General features: G+C 64.9%; 9 protein-coding genes. 6 read left to right on the top strand and 3 right to left on the bottom strand.

Annotated elements, in window-relative coordinates:
* Nucleotides 1-8: 8 nt before the first annotated feature.
* Both QW868_RS17305 and malQ read right to left on the bottom strand, forming a co-directional pair.
* Complete coding sequence (locus tag QW868_RS17305) at nt 9-1,820, bottom strand: glycoside hydrolase family 15 protein (protein ID WP_316231024.1); 1,812 nt, start codon at nt 1,818-1,820, stop codon at nt 9-11.
* A gap of 40 nt (nt 1,821-1,860) precedes the next feature.
* Nucleotides 1,861-3,813 (bottom strand): 4-alpha-glucanotransferase, encoded by a 1,953-nt coding sequence (gene malQ / locus QW868_RS17300; protein WP_316231023.1) that lies wholly within the window; start codon nt 3,811-3,813, stop codon nt 1,861-1,863.
* Nucleotides 3,814-4,165: 352 nt separating this feature from the next.
* Here malQ and treS point away from each other — a divergent pair, with 352 nt between their 5' ends.
* Genes treS through treY form a run of 5 tightly spaced genes read left to right on the top strand, consistent with a single transcriptional unit; the run spans nt 4,166 to nt 16,252 of the window.
* Nucleotides 4,166-7,471 (top strand): maltose alpha-D-glucosyltransferase, encoded by a 3,306-nt coding sequence (gene treS, locus QW868_RS17295; protein ID WP_315811640.1) that lies wholly within the window; start codon nt 4,166-4,168, stop codon nt 7,469-7,471.
* The gene (gene glgB / locus QW868_RS17290) at nt 7,468-9,606 is read left to right on the top strand and encodes a 1,4-alpha-glucan branching protein GlgB (protein WP_316231022.1); all 2,139 of its coding nucleotides are present in this window, start codon (nt 7,468-7,470) and stop codon (nt 9,604-9,606) included. The genes treS and glgB overlap by 4 nt, the downstream gene beginning before the upstream one ends.
* A gap of 4 nt (nt 9,607-9,610) precedes the next feature.
* Nucleotides 9,611-11,686, top strand: coding sequence for a glycogen debranching protein GlgX (glgX, locus tag QW868_RS17285; RefSeq protein WP_316231021.1), 2,076 nt, complete (start codon nt 9,611-9,613; stop codon nt 11,684-11,686).
* The gene (gene treZ / locus QW868_RS17280) at nt 11,683-13,449 is read left to right on the top strand and encodes a malto-oligosyltrehalose trehalohydrolase (RefSeq protein ID WP_316231020.1); all 1,767 of its coding nucleotides are present in this window, start codon (nt 11,683-11,685) and stop codon (nt 13,447-13,449) included. The genes glgX and treZ overlap by 4 nt, the downstream gene beginning before the upstream one ends.
* Before the next feature lies 1 nt (nt 13,450).
* Nucleotides 13,451-16,252: a malto-oligosyltrehalose synthase gene (treY, locus tag QW868_RS17275; protein ID WP_316231019.1), complete on the top strand. Its 2,802-nt coding sequence runs from the start codon at nt 13,451-13,453 to the stop codon at nt 16,250-16,252.
* Here the strand turns inward: treY and QW868_RS17270 are convergent, their stop codons facing one another.
* A complete protein-coding gene (locus tag QW868_RS17270) occupies nt 16,253-16,564 on the bottom strand; it encodes a polyhydroxyalkanoic acid system family protein (RefSeq protein WP_315738666.1) in 312 nt (103 codons plus the stop codon).
* Nucleotides 16,565-16,734: 170 nt separating this feature from the next.
* Here QW868_RS17270 and QW868_RS17265 point away from each other — a divergent pair, with 170 nt between their 5' ends.
* Nucleotides 16,735-16,899, top strand: coding sequence for a DUF3309 family protein (locus QW868_RS17265; protein WP_006614022.1), 165 nt, complete (start codon nt 16,735-16,737; stop codon nt 16,897-16,899).
* The last annotated feature ends 49 nt before the right edge of the window (nt 16,900-16,948 follow it).

Below are 16,948 nucleotides of genomic sequence, written 5' to 3'. Positions count from 1 at the left end.
GCGGCAGCTCAGGCTTCCGACCGCTGCCTTGCGGGTTTGTCGCTGGCCTTCTTGGCACTGCTCAGATTCTGCGCCGTGTTGATGAGCGCGATATGCGTCAGCGCCTGGGGAAAGTTGCCGGTCTGCCGCCGTGCCTCGGTGTCGTACTCCTCGGCCAGCAGTCCGACGTCGTTGGCGATGTTCACAACGCGGCGGAACAGCGTCTCGGCTTTTTCGGTGGCGCCCGCCAGAACATGCGCGTCGGCCAGCCACAGCGTGCAGGCCAGGAACGCGCCTTCGATCGGTTGCTGCTCGTCCGGAGAGACGTCGCGCGGATCGTGCCGGAGCACGAAGCCATCCCGCAGCAGATGCTGCTCGATCGCCTCGACCGTGCCGCGAATGCGCGAATCGGAGCACGGCAGGAACCCGACCGCCGGCAACAGCAGCAGGCTGGCATCGAGCAGCCGCGAGCCATAGGACTCGACGAAGCTGCCGAGGCCTTCGTCGTAGCCCTTGTCGCAGACGTCGCGATGAATGGCCTCACGCAGCCGCCGCCAGCGCTCCAGCGGCGCCTTGAACCCGAACTTCTCCGCGCTCTTGATCGCGCGATCGAACGCGACCCAGGTCATCACCTTGGAAAACACGTAATGACGGCCATCGCCGCGGCGTTCCCAGATGCCGTGGTCGGGCTGGTCCCAGACGTCGGTGAGATGGTCGAGCACCGCGCATTCCAGGTCCCAGGTGCCGTCGTCCAGCTTGAGCTTGGTCATGCGGGCTTGGTGGAAGGCATCCATCAGTTCGCCGTAGACATCGAGCTGGAGCTGCGCATGCGCGGCATTGCCGATCCGCACCGGCTGGGCACCCTCGTAGCCCGGCAGCCACTCGGCCTCCCACTCCATCAGCCGCCGCTGGCCCATGATGCCATACATGATCTGCATGTAGGCGGGAGCGCCGGCCGCGGCGCGCAGCAGCCAGTTGTGCCAGGCCAGCGCTTCCTCCGTGTAGCCCGAGTTCATCAGCGCCAGCAGCGTGAATGTCGCGTCACGCAGCCAGCAGAACCGGTAGTCCCAGTTGCGCCGGCCGCCGAGCTTCTCCGGCAGCGAGGTGGTCGGCGCCGCGACGATGCCGCCGGTCGGCGCGTAGGTGAGCGCCTTCAAGGTGATCAGCGAGCGCATCACGAGCGCGCGATGCTCGTCCTGATGGGTGCAGCGCCGCGACCAGTCGGCCCAGAACGTTTCGGTGTCATCAAGCGCCCGATCCGGATCGATCGCCTTGGGCACCGGCAGATGCGACGGACCGTAGGTGAGCACGAAGGGCACGGTGTTGCCGGCAGCGACCTCGAACTCCGCCACCGTGGTCATGTCCTCGCCGCGGGTGGCGACCGGCGTGTGCAACACCGCCATGTCCTGGCCGCAGATGGCGAGCAGCGCGGAGCGATCCTCGGAACGCTTGACCCAGGGAATCTCGATGCCGAACCCGAAGCGGATGATCAGCTCCATCCGCATGGCGACCCGGCCTGAGACGCCGCGGACCAGCCGCACGACATCTGAGGCGCTGCCCCGTGGCGGCATGAAATCGATCACCTCGACGGTGCCGGTCGCAGTTTCGTATCGCGTCTCGAGGATGAGGCTATCGCCGCGATAACGGCGAGACGTCGATCGGACGTCGCCGCGCGGCTCGATCAGCCAGCGGCCATGGCTGCGATCTCCCAGCAAGGCTGCGAAACAGGCATCCGAATCGAACGCCGGCCAACACAGCCAGTCGATCGACCCGCTCCGGCTCACCAGGGCAGCCGTCTCACAATCACCAATCAGCGCGTAGTCTTCGATCCTGCAGGACATTTGGCATCCGCGTGCAACTGCCCCCCGCAATCCCCCCGTTCTAAACGCCGGCCGGGCTGATCCGTTCGGCGGTCGCCGCCTTCAACGCCGCGACGCTGGTCGCACCGGCGATGTCCTCGAGCTTGATCGGCATCTTGCGGCGCCAGTTCGGATGCTCGTCGATCGTGCCGGGAATATTGGGCTGATCGACCACTTCCAGCAGATCCTCCAGGGAAATCACCAGCAGCCGGGACCGCGTCCGCGACAGGAAGGCGATCGCTGAGTGGACGTCGTTGGCTCGAATGCCGTTTTGGCGGAGCACCTCGTCCCAGAGCCCCAACGCATCCCAGCGATCCTGGTCGCTTTCACCGGGATCGATGCCCAGCCCGCGTTTGGTCTTGAGATCGCCGAACGAGCGCCAGCCGGCATAGGTCGAGAGATCGTGGGTATTCAGCGTCACCAGCGCATTCGGCGGATAGAAGTCGACATCGCGGAAGCACCCGTTGTCGTCGCGTTCGAAGATCATCACCTTGTAGGACCACAATCCCCAATCGGCCATCTGCTCGCGAAAGCCCTCCGGCACGGTGCCGAGATCCTCGCCGATGACGATGCATTCGTTGGCGACGCTCTCGATGACGGTTGCGGCGAGCAGCGCCTCGAACGGCATCTGCACGTAAGCGCCCTGCTTGGCCGGAAATCCGTGCGGCACCAGATAGAGCCGCTTCAAACCGAGCACATGGTCGAGCCGGATCGCGCCGGCATGCCGCATCGACGCCCGGACCATTTCCCGGAACGGCTCGAAATTCTTCAGCGCCAGTCCAGGCGCGTTGAAGCCGGCGAGCCCCCAGTTCTGCCCGACCGTGTTCAAGGGATCGGGCGGCGCCCCGACCGACAGCGTGCGCGAAATGGCGCCCTGCTCGTTCCAGGCATCGAAACCGTCGGATTGAACGCCGACCGCGACGTCGAGATACAGACCGACCTTCATTCCCAGCCGCTGCGCGAGATCCCTGCAATGGCTCAATTGTCGTTCGGCGAGCCACTGCACATAGGCGACGAAATCGGCCTCCCTCCGATCGGGGCCGCTGAGCAGCGCCGCGCAGCGCCCAGCATCGGGCTGCCGCCACTCCTCGGGCCAGTCCCACCACGGCTTCTGGAAGCGATGCCGCAACACCTCGAAGCAGGTGAAGCGCGCCAGCAGATCGCCGCGCTCGGCGCGGTAGGCCTTGAACTCCGCCGCCGCGGCGGCGTCGGGCGCAGCCATGAAGGCGTCGAAGGCTGCGCGCAAGGCCGGCCATTTCAACGCCGCCACTCCCTTGTAGTCCACCAGCTCGGCCCGCCGCAGCGGCTCGAGCACCTTGCTGTCCGGCCCGTTCGCGAAGCCGGGCGCCTGCTCCACATCGACATAGAGCGCATTCAGGAACAGCCGGCTATTCGGTGCATAGGGGCTGAAATCGCCCGGCCGGTCGTCGAACAGCGCGTGCAGCGGATTGAGGCCGACGCCATCGGCGCCGAGCTTGGCGCAAAGCGTGATGAGATCGGCAAGATCGGTGAAATCACCCATGCCCCAGTTGCGACCGGATCGAATGCCGTAGAGCTGGACCGCCAGCAGCCAGACGCGATCGAAATCACCGCCGAAGGCCTTCGCCGGCGCGACCAGCAGCGGCAGCTCCTCGCGGTACGACGACGCATCCACCAGCTCGAGGCGATAGCTGCCGACCGGCAGATCACCCGGCCACTCGACCAGGGCCTCAGCGGCCTGCCCGGAGACTGTCTCAGCGTCGCCACGCCTGATGGTCCACCTGACTGGCAGCTTGGCCGCCTCGTTGAGGCGGCTGCGCGCCGGCTGCCCGGACCGAATCACGACCGCGCCGCTCAGCAGCCGATGAGGCGTGGGCCTGGGAAAAGCCTCAACGATGATCTTGAGCGCCGCTTCGTCGGTGACACGACGCTGCCCCTGACCATCGTAGAATTCTGTCAGGATTCCGAGACTATGGGCTTCGCTGTAGAGATCCATTCGGCACGCGATCTGGACGTAACGGGAGACGTACGTCGTAAATTGTTGTGGGACGGCAAGAAGATAAGCCCCTAACGCCGCGGCATGGCCGTCGTTCCCGGGGGAACAAAACGAGCCTTGCAGCTTTGTAAGGGGGTCGTCTCGGCTTCTAGCGAACCGGGACGCCGTTTTCTTGTCAATGGCATCACCGTGAACAAATTTGCGCACACGTTCGAGAGCGTCACCCCCAAGGACGCTTTCTCCCCTATTCTGCCCTCTTTTGAGGAGAGCCGCATCTGCCGAGACCGAGACATCTTTCGAGACGCCTCCGATCGCAGCTGCATCATCATCCTCTCTCCTAGGTGAGGGCCTCGTGAACCTGATGTCATCCCTGGATTCGCCGAGTCTGCAGACCGAGACCGACGGCGACGGTCTCTGGTACAAGGACGCGATCATCTACCAGCTGCACGTCAAGGCGTTCGCCGACAGCAACAATGACGGCGTCGGCGACTTCGCCGGCCTGACCGACAAGCTGGATTATCTGCAGGACCTCGGCGTCACCACGCTGTGGCTGCTGCCGTTCTACCCCTCGCCCGGCCGCGACGACGGCTACGACATCGCCGATTACGGCAGCATCAATCCCGATTTCGGGACGATGAAGGAGTTCAAGCGCTTCATCCAGGAGGCCAAGCGGCGCGGCCTGCGGGTGATCACCGAGCTCGTGGTCAATCACACCTCCGACCAGCATCACTGGTTCAAGCGCGCCCGGCGCAGCCCGCCCGGCTCCAGCGCCCGCAACTGGTACGTCTGGAGCGACACCGACCAGAAATATCTCGGCACCCGAATCATCTTCACCGATACCGAGAAGTCCAACTGGACCTGGGATCCGGAGGCCGGCCAGTTCTACTGGCACCGCTTCTTCTCGCACCAGCCGGACCTCAATTTCGACAATCCGCGCGTGGTCAACGCGATCATCCAGGTGATGAAACGCTGGCTCGATGCCGGCGTCGACGGCTTCCGGCTTGACGCCATCCCCTACCTCTGCGAGCGCGACGGCACCAACAACGAAAACCTCCCCGAGACGCATGCGATCATCAAGCGCCTGCGTGTCGAGCTCGACAATTACGCCAAGGACAAGCTGCTGCTTGCGGAAGCCAATCAGTGGCCGGAGGACGTTCAGGAATATTTCGGCCAGGGCGACGAATGCCATATGGCCTATCACTTCCCGCTAATGCCGCGCATCTACATGGCAATCGCCCAGGAGGACCGCTTCCCGATCACCGACATCCTTCGCCAGACGCCCGACATCCCCGCGACCTGCCAATGGGCGCTGTTCCTGCGCAACCATGACGAGCTGACGTTGGAGATGGTGACCGACGTCGAGCGCGACTATCTGTGGTCGACCTACGCCAACGATCCGCGCGCACGCATCAATGTCGGCATCCGCCGCCGCCTCGCGCCGCTGATGGACAACGACCGGCGCAAGATCGAGCTGATGAACTCGCTGCTGATGTCCTTTCCGGGCACGCCGATCATCTACTACGGCGACGAGATCGGCATGGGCGACAACATCTATCTCGGCGACCGCAACGGCGTGCGGACGCCTATGCAGTGGACGCCCGACCGCAATGGCGGCTTCTCGCGCGCCGACCCGGCGCGGCTCTACGCGCCGATGATCATGGACCCTGTGTACGGCTACGAGGCGGTCAATGTCGAGGCGCAGTCGCGCAGCTTGTCGTCGCTGTTGAACGCCACCAAGAAGCTGATCTCGGTGCGCAAGTCGACGCTGGCCTTCGGCAGGGGCACCATGACCTTCATCCGCCCGGCCAACCGGTCGGTGCTGGCCTATGTCCGCCAGTACAAGGACGAGGTCATCCTCTGCGTCGCCAACCTGTCGCGCTCGGCGCAGGCGACCGAGCTCGATCTCTCGCCGTTCAAGGATCGCGTCCCGATCGAGATGCTCGGCCGCTCGCGCTTTCCCGCGATCGGCGAGCTGCCTTACATGATCACGCTCGCGCCGTACGGATTCTACTGGTTCCAGCTCAAGGAGCGCGAGAAGTCGGAGCCCATCATCCAGCGCGCGGTGCCGGAGTTCGAGACGCTGGTCGTGCCGCTCGGCTCGACCTGGGTATCGCTGGCTCGCACTCGCAGCGTGTTCGAACGCGACGTTCTGCCCGGTCATCTGGCGCGCGCGCGATGGTACCCCGAGCGCTCGGCGGACGCGATCCATCCGACGCTGACCTCGGCGATCCCATTCTGCGACATCGGCGACAACCGGCCCTGGCTGATCTTCTTCAAGGCCGCTGAGCGCGACGACAAGCTGCGCTATCTGCTGCCGATGCAGATCGAATGGGTCCGCTTCGATCGCGATCGCTACAATCCGCAAGCCTTTGCCGCCGTGCGCCAGGGCGCCCGCGAGGGAACGCTGCTCGATGCAGCGACCAGCCCGATCTTTCTTGCGCTGCTCCTGCACAATCTGAAGCAATCGCTGACGGTCGAGGAAAACGGGGTGCGCCTCGAATTCCGGCCGACGTCGCGGTTTCCGGACAAGCCAATCCGCGAATCCGAGCAGGTGCGCGTGGTCGAAACCGACCGCTGCAGCAGCAAGGCGGTCGTCAACAACGAGTTCTTCATCAAGATCCGCCGCGAGCTGGAGGCCGGCCCGCATCCGGAGATCGAGATCGGCCGATTCCTCACGGAGGCGGTGGGCTTCGCCAATGTCCCGCCGCTGCTCGGCAGCATCGAAGTGATCCAGGAGGGCGAGCGGCAGACCGTCGGCTGCGTCCATGGTTTCATCGAGAACCAGGGCGACGGCTGGACCGTCAGCGCCGCCTATCTCGATCGCTACGTCGACGACCAGCGCGTGTTCGCCGCGAGCGGCGACGTGCGGCAGAGCGAGGAGCTGTCGCCCTATCTGCGCTACATGGCGCAGGCAGGCCGTCGCGTCGGCGAACTGCATGCGGCGCTCGCCTCGCGCAGCGACGTCGCCGATTTCGCGCCCGAACCCACGACCGCAGATCATCTCGATCACTGGATCGACCGGCTGCGCGCCCAGGCCGGACGGGTCCTGACGGACCTGAGCGAGCGCCGCGATCACCTCAAGGATCCCGAACGAGGGCTGGTCGACCAGGTGCTCGCCAGGCGCGGCGAGTTGTCGGAGCGCCTCAGCAGCCTGATCCCGCACCATGTCGGCGGCTGCGACATCCGGCTGCATGGCGATTTCCATCTCGGCCAGATCCTCATCGTCAAGGATGATATCTTCATCATCGATTTCGACGGCGACGAGGAGCAGCCGCTCGCCGAGCGCCTGCGCAAGGCGCCGCCGGCCCGCGACATCGCGGGCTTCCTGCGCTCGATCGATTGCTCGGTCCGCGTCGCGCTCGAGCGTGCTCTGAGGGCAGGCCCGGACGATCACGGCCGGATCCCCGCCGCGCTGTCGGAATGGCGCGACCAGGCTGTTGCGGCCTTTTTGACGGGCTATCGGGAGATCAAGGCCAACCAGCGCCTCTGGCCGGACGATCCGCACACCGCGGAGGCGCTCCTTAACTTTTTCATGCTGGAAAAAGCCCTCGGAGCGCTCGAATATGATCTGGCTCACCGGCCGGACTGGTTGCGCGTCGCATTGGGCAACCTGCTTCGCGTCCTGTCCGAGCCAGCATCAGCCAGCGAGTCCTCATGACCCATCTTTCTCCCGAGGCGTTTGCGATCATCGAAGGTCGGCATGCCGACCCGTTTCGCTATCTCGGTCAGCACAATGTCGACGGGCGGACCGTCGTGCGTGCCTTCCTGCCCGAGGCCTCGCGGGTCGAGGTGGTCGGCGAGCACGGCGAAGTCTCGCCGCTGACGCGCATCCATGATGCCGGCCTGTTCACCGGGACCATGCCGTCGCTGCAGCGCTATCGGCTTCGGGCGACATTCGGCGACCACGTCACCGACCTCGAGGATCCCTATCGTTTCCTGCCGATCCTGAGTGATTTCGACCTGCATCTGCTCGGCGAAGGCAACCATGAGCGGCTTTACGACAAGCTTGGCGCGCATCCGATGGTGCTCGACGGCGTCGATGGCGTCGGATTCGTCGTACTCGCGCCCAATGCACGTCGCGTCAGCGTGGTCGGCGATTTCAACTTCTGGAATGCGCGGCGCCACCCGATGCGCGTCCGCGGCAACGGCTATTGGGAGCTGTTCATTCCCCGTGCCAGGGCCGGCGACCACTACAAGTTCGACATCATCGGCCCGCAGGGCGAGCACCTGCCGCTGAAATCGGACCCGATGGCCTTCGCGGCCGAGATGCGTCCCAAGACCGCATCGATCGTGGTCGACGAAACCAGCCTGCCGCGGCCGCGGCCGGCGCCACATGACATCAACAAACTGAATCGACCGGTCTCGATCTACGAGGTGCATCTCGGCTCCTGGCGGCGCAAGGACAACAACCAGTGGCTGACCTATCGCGAGCTCGCCGAGCAGTTGCCGGCCTATGCACGCGACATGGGCTTCACGCACATCGAATTCCTGCCCGTCAGCGAGCATCCGTTCGACGGCTCCTGGGGCTATCAGCCGACCGGCCTGTTCGCGCCGACCAGCCGCTTTGGCAGTCCTGAGGATTTCTGTGCGCTGGTCGATGCCTGCCACCGCGAAGGCCTTGCGGTGTGGCTCGACTGGGTGCCGGGCCATTTCCCGGATGATCCGCACGGCCTCGGCCATTTTGACGGGACAGCGCTTTACGAGCACGCCAACCCGATGCAGGGCCGGCATCTCGATTGGGGCACGCTGATCTACAATTACGGCCGCACCGAAGTCGCCAACTTCCTGCGCTCGAACGCGCTGTTCTGGCTGGAGCGCTACGGCATCGACGGCCTGCGCGTCGATGCCGTCGCCTCGATGCTCTATCTCGACTACAGCCGTCCCTCCGGCGGCTGGATCCCGAACAAATATGGCGGGCGCGAGAATCTCGAGGCGATCGAGTTTCTGCGTCGGACCAATATCGACGTGTTCGGTCATTTCCCGCAGGCGACCACGGCTGCCGAGGAATCCACGGCGTGGCCGCAGGTGTCGCGCCCGGTCGACACGGGCGGGCTCGGCTTCGGCTACAAGTGGAACATGGGCTGGATGCACGACACCTTGCGCTACATCAGCAAGGATCCGATCCACCGCAAATATCACCACGGCGAGATCCTGTTCGGCCTGCACTACGCCTTTTCGGAAAACTTCATCCTGCCGCTGTCGCATGACGAGGTCGTGCACGGCAAGCGCTCCATCCTCGGCCGGATGCCCGGCGACGACTGGCAGCGCTTTGCGAATCTGCGCGCCTATTACAGCTTCATGTTCGGGCATCCCGGCAAGAAGCTCCTGTTCATGGGCTGCGAGCTCGCCCAGGAGCGCGAGTGGAATCACGACACCTCGCTCGACTGGCATCTGCTCGGCGATGCCAAATATGCCGGCATCCAGGCCCTGATCCGAGACCTCAACCATCTCTACCGCAACGTGCCGGCGCTGCATGAGCGGGACTGCGAGCCGGACGGATTCGAGTGGCTGATCGCCGATGACGCGGACCGCAACGTGTTCGCCTGGGTGCGAAAGGGCTTCGATGAGCACGCGCGCTGCGTCGTGGTCGTGAACTTTTCGCCCAACGTGTATTACAATTACCGGGTCCGCGTGCCGTTCGGCGGCAAATGGAGGGAAGCTTTCAATTCCGACTCCCTGCATTATGGCGGCAGCAATGTCGGCAATGTCGGCCAGGTCCATGCCTCTGAAGAACACCAGCTCAACCTCATCCTCCCGCCCATGGCAGCGGTATTTCTCGTCCCGGAAGCCTGACGCAATGCGTCTGGCCGCAGGAAGCCACGCCCGTCTCGGAGCAACCTGGGACGGACGGGGGACCAATTTTGCCTTGTTCTCCGCCAATGCCGAGAAGGTCGAGCTCTGCCTGTTCGACAGCCAGGGCCGGCGAGAGATCGAGCGGATCGAATTGCCGGAGCGGACGGAAGATGTCTGGCACGGCTATCTCAACGACGTCTCGCCGGGGCAGCTCTACGGCTACCGCGTCTACGGGCCCTACGAGCCGGAGCGCGGCCACCGCTTCAATGCCAACAAGCTGCTGCTCGACCCCTATGCCAAGCGGCTCGCTGGCCGGCTGGTCTGGAGCGATGCCCATTTCGCCTACCGCGCCGGCTCGCCGCGCGAGGATCTCTCGTTCGACCGGCGCGACAATGCCCGCGGCATGCCCAAGGCTGTCGTCATCGACGAGACCTTCAACTGGGGCCGGCGCGAGATGCGGCCGCAGATCCCGTGGGAGGACACGATCATCTACGAGGCCCACGTCAAGGGCCTGACCAACAAGCGCGACGACGTGCCGCCCAATCTGCGCGGCACCTATGGCGGACTCTCCTCGCCCGCGATGATCAAGCATCTGAAGCGGCTCGGCGTCACGACGATCGAGCTGCTTCCGATCCACGCCTTCATCGACGACCGCATGCTGGTCGAGAAGAAGCTCGTCAACTACTGGGGCTACAACACCATTTCCTTCTTCGCGCCGGAGCTGCGCTACGCGCAGGACAATCCGCTCGATGCCTTCCGAACGACGGTGGCGCGGCTGCACGATGCCGGCATCGAGGTGATGCTGGACGTGGTCTACAACCACACCGCCGAGGGCAACCATCTCGGGCCGACCCTGTGCTATCGTGGCATCGACAACGCCTCCTACTACTGGCTCCAGCCCGACAATCCGCGCTTCTACGACGACTTCACTGGCTGCGGCTCGTCGGTGAATCTCACCCATCCGCGCGTGCTGCAGATGGTGATGGACTCGCTGCGTTACTGGGTCGAGGTCTGTCACGTCGACGGCTTCCGCTTCGATCTCGCGACAACGTTGGCGCGCGAGAAGCACGGCTTCGACCGGCGCAGCGGGTTTCTCACTGCGATCCGCCAGGACCCCGTGCTCGCCGGCGTGAAGCTCGTGGCAGAGCCGTGGGACGTCGGCCTCGGCGGCTACCAGGTCGGTGCCTTCCCGTCGCAATGGTCGGAGTGGAACGACCGCTATCGCAGCGCCATGCGCCGCTACTGGAGCGGCGAAGGCAGCCTGATCGGCGAGGTCTCCAGCCGCATGACCGGCTCGTCCGACATCTTCAATCACGACGGCCGTAGCCAACGCGCCAGCGTCAATCACGTCACCGTCCATGACGGCTTCACGCTGGCGGACCTGTTCAGCTACAACAGCAAGCACAACGAGGCGAACGGCGAGGACAATCGCGACGGCTCCAACGACAATCACAGCAACAATTGCGGCCATGAAGGCCCGACCGACGACGTCGCGATCAATGCGATGCGCCGACAGCTGCGCAAGAACCAGCTCGCCTGTCTGTTCCTCGCGCAGGGTCTGCCGATCCTGCTCGCAGGCGACGAGGTTGGCAACTCGCAGCACGGCAACAACAACGCCTATTGCCAGGACAACGAGGTCGGCTGGGTGGACTGGAGCGGCATGGGCCGCGAGGGCGACGACCTCATCGACTTCATCGCGCACATGACCGAGCTGCGCCGTCGCTTCGGCCAGATTCGCGCGCGCCGCTGGCTGGACGGCCGCCGCTCGGACGGCAGCTTCGGCGTGCTGTGGCTGACGCCTTCGGCGGAGGAGATGACGCAAACCGACTGGACCTTTCCCGACGGACGATTTCTCGCCTACGTGCTCGCCCCGTTGGAACAGGAGCAGGCTCCGATCTTTATCGTTCTGAATGCAGCGCCCGAAGAGATTGGATTCAAATTGCCCGAGCTCGCCGAATACAAGACGTGGCAGCAGGTCCTCGACACCACCGAAGCCCAGCAGAAGCAGGTCGATTTCACCGCCGGGGCCGACCTCAAGGCTCCGCCCCGCTCCGTGCTGGCGTATGCGGGCCTGCCATGAGCCCCCGTCAGTTCGGACCTCGCATCACCGGGAAAGACACGACGTTCCGGTTGTGGGCTCCCGCCGCCAAGCGCGTCGATCTGGTGCTCGACGGCAAGCACGAGATGCAGCGCCTCGACGGCGGCTGGTATGCGCTTGAGGTCGCCGGCGTCGGCGCCGGCACGCAGTATAAGTTCCGCATCGACGACGAGCTCGACGTTCCGGATCCCGGCTCGGATTTCCAGCCAGAGGACGTCTCCGGTCCGAGCGAAGTCATCGATCACCGCGCCTACACCTGGCGCTCGGAAAACTGGCGCGGCCGCCCGTGGCAGGATGCCGTGTTCCTGGAAAGTCATGTCGGCACCTTCACGTCGGAAGGCACCTACCGCGCGATGATCGACAAGCTCGATCACCTCGTCGAGACCGGCATCACGGCACTCGAGCTGATGCCACTGGCGGATTTCGCCGGCCGGCGCAATTGGGGCTATGACGGCGTGCTGCTCTACGCACCCGACAGCGTCTACGGCCGGCCCGACGACCTGCGGGCGTTGATCGACGAGGCCCATTTGCGTGGGGTGATGGTGTTTCTCGACGTCGTCTACAATCACTTCGGCCCGGAGGGAAACTACATCGGCCTGTATGCACCGACCTTCTTCACCGATGCGCATACGCCATGGGGCAGCGCGATCGACTACCGGCGCGCGGAAGTGTGCGCCTTCGCGATCGAGAACGCGCTGCATTGGCTGACGAATTATCGCTTCGACGGCCTGCGCTTCGATGCGGTCAATCACATCCTGTCCAACGAGGGTGAGATCCCGATGCTGCACGATCTGAGCGCGGCGGTTGGCAAGCTTGTCGAAGCAACCGGGCGGCACATCCATCTGGTGCTCGAAAACGGCGACAACCGCGCCAGCATGCTGGATTCCGCGGAGGAGCCGCCGCGCGGCAAATTCCGCGCGCAGTGGAACGACGATTATCATCATGCCTGGCACGTCATGCTGACGGGCGAGAGTGGCGGCTATTACGGCGACTACCAGCAGGCGCCGCGCCGCGATCTCGCTCGCGCGCTCGCCTCCGGCTTCGTCTATCAGGGCGAACCGGCGGCATTCTGGGGCGGCGATCCGCGGGGTGAGCCGAGCGGTCATCTGGCCCCCGGAGCGTTCGTCAACTTCCTGCAGAACCATGACCAGATCGGCAATCGCGTGTTCGGCGACCGGCTCGAGGCGCTGGCGCCGCCGCAAGGGATCGCGGCGGCGCTCGCGGTGACGCTGCTGGCGCCGACCGTGCCGATGCTGTTCATGGGCGAGGAATGGGGCTCGAAGCAGCCGTTCCCATTCTTCTGCGACTTCCAGGGCGACCTTGCGCATGCCGTGCGCAAGGGACGCCGCAAGGAGTATGAGTGGGCATACGCCAAACATGGCGACGAGGTCCCCGATCCGCTCGACATCGAAACCTTCAAGTCCGCGATCATCGACTGGGACTTCCGCAATTTATCGCCGGGGCGCGAGCGTCTGGCGCTGGTGCGCGCGCTCCTCGCCGTGCGTCACAAGGAGGTTGCGCCGCGGCTTCCGGGCGCAAAATTCGGCGACGCTGATGTGACCGATGACGGTCGCCTGACCGCGCATTGGGAGATGGGCGATGGCCGCAGGCTGACTCTGCTTGCCAACGTCTCGGACAAGGAGCTCGCGGCTTCGCCGAACGGCGTCCCGGGCACTCCGATCTGGGGCGGCACGCCTGGAGACCGCCTGCCGCCGTGGTCCGTGTTCTGGAGCATCGGAGGATAGCATGCCTCCGGCCGTTCCCCTCGCGACCTATCGCCTGCAGCTCACGGGTGATTTCAACTTCGAAGGGGCCGCGCGCGTCGTGCCGTATCTGAAGGCGCTCGGCATCAGCCACGTCTACGCCTCGCCGTTCATGACGGCGCGGAGGGGCTCGACGCATGGCTACGACATCACCGATCATTCCAGGCTCAATCCCGAGCTCGGCGGCGAGGACGGCTTTGCCAAACTGAGCGCGGCGCTCAAGCAGCACGATCTCGGCCTCATCCTCGACTTCGTGCCGAACCATGTCGGCGTGCATTTCGACGACAATCCATGGTGGCTCGACGTCCTCGAATGGGGCCAGGCTTCGCCGCACGCCGCCTCGTTCGACATCGACTGGGACCAGTTGCCGTATCGCGCACGCGGCGGCGTGCTGCTGCCGATCGTCGGCACCTCCTACGGGCATGCACTCGAACATGGCGACATCGAGCTGCGCTATGATCCAGGCGAAGGCTCGTTCTCCTGCTGGTACTTCGAGCATCGGCTGCCGATCGCGCCCGAGCGCTACGGCGAAGTGCTGCGCATCATCGTCAAGGAGGCAGGCGCAGAAAGCAGTGAGACCGGCAGGGCGATCCTGGAGCTCGCCTCGCGTTATCAGGGCCTGCGCCATCCGAACCGCAAGGAAGCGCCGGCATTCAAGGCGGCCCTCAAGGCCATTCCGGACGCCGCCGACGTCATTGCCCGCGGGATCGCGGCCTACAAGGCCGGGCCCGAGCGTCCGGCACAGACGCTCGCCCTGCATCATCTGCTGGAGAGGCAGCACTACAAGCTCGGCCACTGGCGGCTCGCCTCCAGCGACATCAACTACCGCCGCTTCTTCGACGTCAACACGCTGGCGGGCCTGCGCGTCGAGGATGCCGGCACGTTCGAAGCGATCCACCGGCTGGTCAAGACGCTGATCTCCGGCGGCCAGTTGCAGGGATTGCGGCTCGACCATATCGATGGCCTGCGCGATCCCGCACAATATTTTCAGCGCCTGCGCCGGCTGATCCGCGACGCCCGCGGGCCCGCGGCGGGGCCGTTCTACGTCGTGATCGAGAAGATCCTCTGCGAGCAGGAGAAGCTGCCGCGCTTCGCAGGCGTGCACGGCACCACCGGCTACGAATGGATGAACGTCATCATCCAGCTGCTCATCGACGGAAACGGCCTGGAGCCGCTCGACGAGATATGGCGCCAGATCAGCAACAAGCCGCCCAAGCTGGCGCCGGTGATAAAGGAAGCCAAGCGCCGCGTGCTGGAGACGCTGCTGACCAGCGAGTTCACCGTGCTGACGCGCCTGCTGGCGCGCATCGCCAACGGCCACTACTCCACGCGCGACTATTCGGAAGACATCCTGCGCCAGGCGCTCGAACTGTATGTTCTTCACTTCCCGGTCTATCGCACTTATCTCACCACAGCCGGTCCGACCGAGACCGACCGCAAGCTGATCGACCACGCCATCGCCGGCGCCCGCGCCGAATGGTTCGCCTCCGACGGCTCGATCTTCGAGTTCCTGCGCGACGCGCTGACCATGGATCTCATCAAGCGCGACCGCAGCACCAACCACAGCGTCCCGCGTGTGCGCCGCTTCGCCCTCAAGGTGCAGCAGCTCACCGGGCCCATGATGGCGAAGTCGCTGGAGGACACCGCCTTCTACCGCTTCCACCGGCTGCTCGCGCTCAACGAGGTCGGCGGCGATCCGGCGGCGCATGCTCTGGCCATCGCCGACTTCCACAAGCTGATGCAGGACCGCGCCAGGCATTGGCCGCACGGCATGACCGCCACCGCCACGCACGACACCAAGCGCGGCGAGGATGCGCGCACGCGGCTGGCCGCCATCACCGAGCTGCCCAACGACTGGACGTCGTCGGTCGCGCGCTGGAAGACCTTGAACGCGCCGCACGTCATCACGGATGGCAAGATGCGCGCGCCCTCGGCGGCGTTCGAATACATGCTGTACCAGACGCTCGTCGGCATCTGGCCGGCAAGCGGCACCGATGACACCCTGCCCGATCGGCTGCAGGCCTATGCGCTGAAGGCCGCGCGCGAGGGCAAGGAAGAGACCAGCTGGCTCAATCCGAACGAGACCTATGAGAACGGCCTGCGCGCCTTCATCGGACGCATCCTGGACCGCGACCGTTCGCCCGAGTTCCTGCCGTCGCTGGAGACGCTTGCCAAGCGGCTGGCGCTGCTCGGCGCGCTGAACTCCCTGACGCAACTGACGCTGAAGGCGACGATGCCGGGTGTGCCCGACTTCTACCAGGGCACCGAATTCTGGGACCTCTCGATGGTCGATCCCGACAATCGCCGCCCGGTCGATTTCGCCGCACGCGAACAGGCGCTGCGTGCGTGCGAGAGTCCCGACTGGGCGCACCTCGCGGACCATTGGCCGGATGGCCGCATCAAGCTGGCCTGGACGCGGCGGCTGCTCAGGCTGCGTAACGAGATGTCCTCGGTCTTCACGGACGGCGCCTATGAGCCGCTCGAGGTGAGCGGACGTCATGCCGATCACATCGTTGCCTTCGCACGGCGGCGCGGGCGCGACGCCGTCATTGTCATCACTGCGCGCAACTTTGCGCCGTTTACCGACGCTGGCCGGGTGTGGCCCCACGCGGATGATTTCGAAGCCGAGGTTCATGCCCGCGGTTACACATCTGCGGACATGCAGAACGGCATGGTCGCGGTGTCCTCCATCTTCACGCACGTGCCTGCAGCAGTGATCCCGGCGCGAACTGATGCGGCAGCCCACCCGGCTGGTCGACGCCAGACAGCGGCAGCGCCGACCTGATCAGCTCTTCTTCGTCAGCAGCAACTGGCCGCGGTTACGGATCGCGGCCTGCGCCGCCTCGGCAAAGCGCTGCAGCAGCCAGGGTAGCACGACCTCGACACGCACGTGATCGTCGGCGACGTCGACATGGCCCGACGCCGCCTGACCGAGCGCGCGAACGCGAAAGATCATCTTGTCGCCCTCCCAGCGCTCTTCGTCGACCTTCAGGACCGGAACGCTGGTCGCGGCGCGGCTGAGACCGGCCTGGAGCCGGCGCACAGCCTCGTCCTTGCCGAGGCGATGCGGAATGGAAACGACAAGCGGACTTGACATCGCGATCTCCTGACTAACAACCGCCTTCATGTAGTCATCGGTGGATGCGACCGCAAAGACACACCCTGCATTTTACTTGTTCCCATGCGGAACTTTCGAAGTTCCAACCAGTTTCCTCGGCGAAGGCAGAGCACGTTGTCGCCCCGCTGCCGGGCACTGGAGGGAAGCACATGTCCATCGGAACTATCATCCTCATCATTCTCATCATCGCCCTGCTCGGCGGCTTTTCCGGCATCGGCGGCGGTCCGTTCTACGGCACCGGCTACTACGGCGGCGGCGGCCTTGGCCTGATCATCGTCATCGTGCTGATTCTCGTCCTGCTCGGACGCATCTGATCCGATCGATCTCATAGCCATCCAACTGATCAGCTCGGGCTGACGTGGC

This window comes from Bradyrhizobium sp. SZCCHNR1051, from assembly GCF_032489615.1.
Taxonomy (GTDB): Bacteria; Pseudomonadota; Alphaproteobacteria; order Rhizobiales; family Xanthobacteraceae; genus Bradyrhizobium.
This window is presented reverse-complemented; position numbering and strand designations above follow the sequence as displayed.

Excerpts from the sequence above, each read along its gene's own strand:
- QW868_RS17305 (WP_316231024.1), bottom strand. The coding sequence starts at position 1,820 with ATGTCCTGCAGGATCGAAGACTACGCGCTGATTGGTGATTGTGAGACG.
- treZ (WP_316231020.1), top strand. The coding sequence starts at position 11,683 with ATGAGCCCCCGTCAGTTCGGACCTCGCATCACCGGGAAAGACACGACG.
- glgX (WP_316231021.1), top strand. The coding sequence starts at position 9,611 with ATGCGTCTGGCCGCAGGAAGCCACGCCCGTCTCGGAGCAACCTGGGAC.
- treY (WP_316231019.1), top strand. The coding sequence starts at position 13,451 with ATGCCTCCGGCCGTTCCCCTCGCGACCTATCGCCTGCAGCTCACGGGT.
- glgB (WP_316231022.1), top strand. The coding sequence starts at position 7,468 with ATGACCCATCTTTCTCCCGAGGCGTTTGCGATCATCGAAGGTCGGCAT.
- QW868_RS17270 (WP_315738666.1), bottom strand. The coding sequence starts at position 16,564 with ATGTCAAGTCCGCTTGTCGTTTCCATTCCGCATCGCCTCGGCAAGGAC.
- malQ (WP_316231023.1), bottom strand. The coding sequence starts at position 3,813 with ATGGATCTCTACAGCGAAGCCCATAGTCTCGGAATCCTGACAGAATTC.
- QW868_RS17265 (WP_006614022.1), top strand. The coding sequence starts at position 16,735 with ATGTCCATCGGAACTATCATCCTCATCATTCTCATCATCGCCCTGCTC.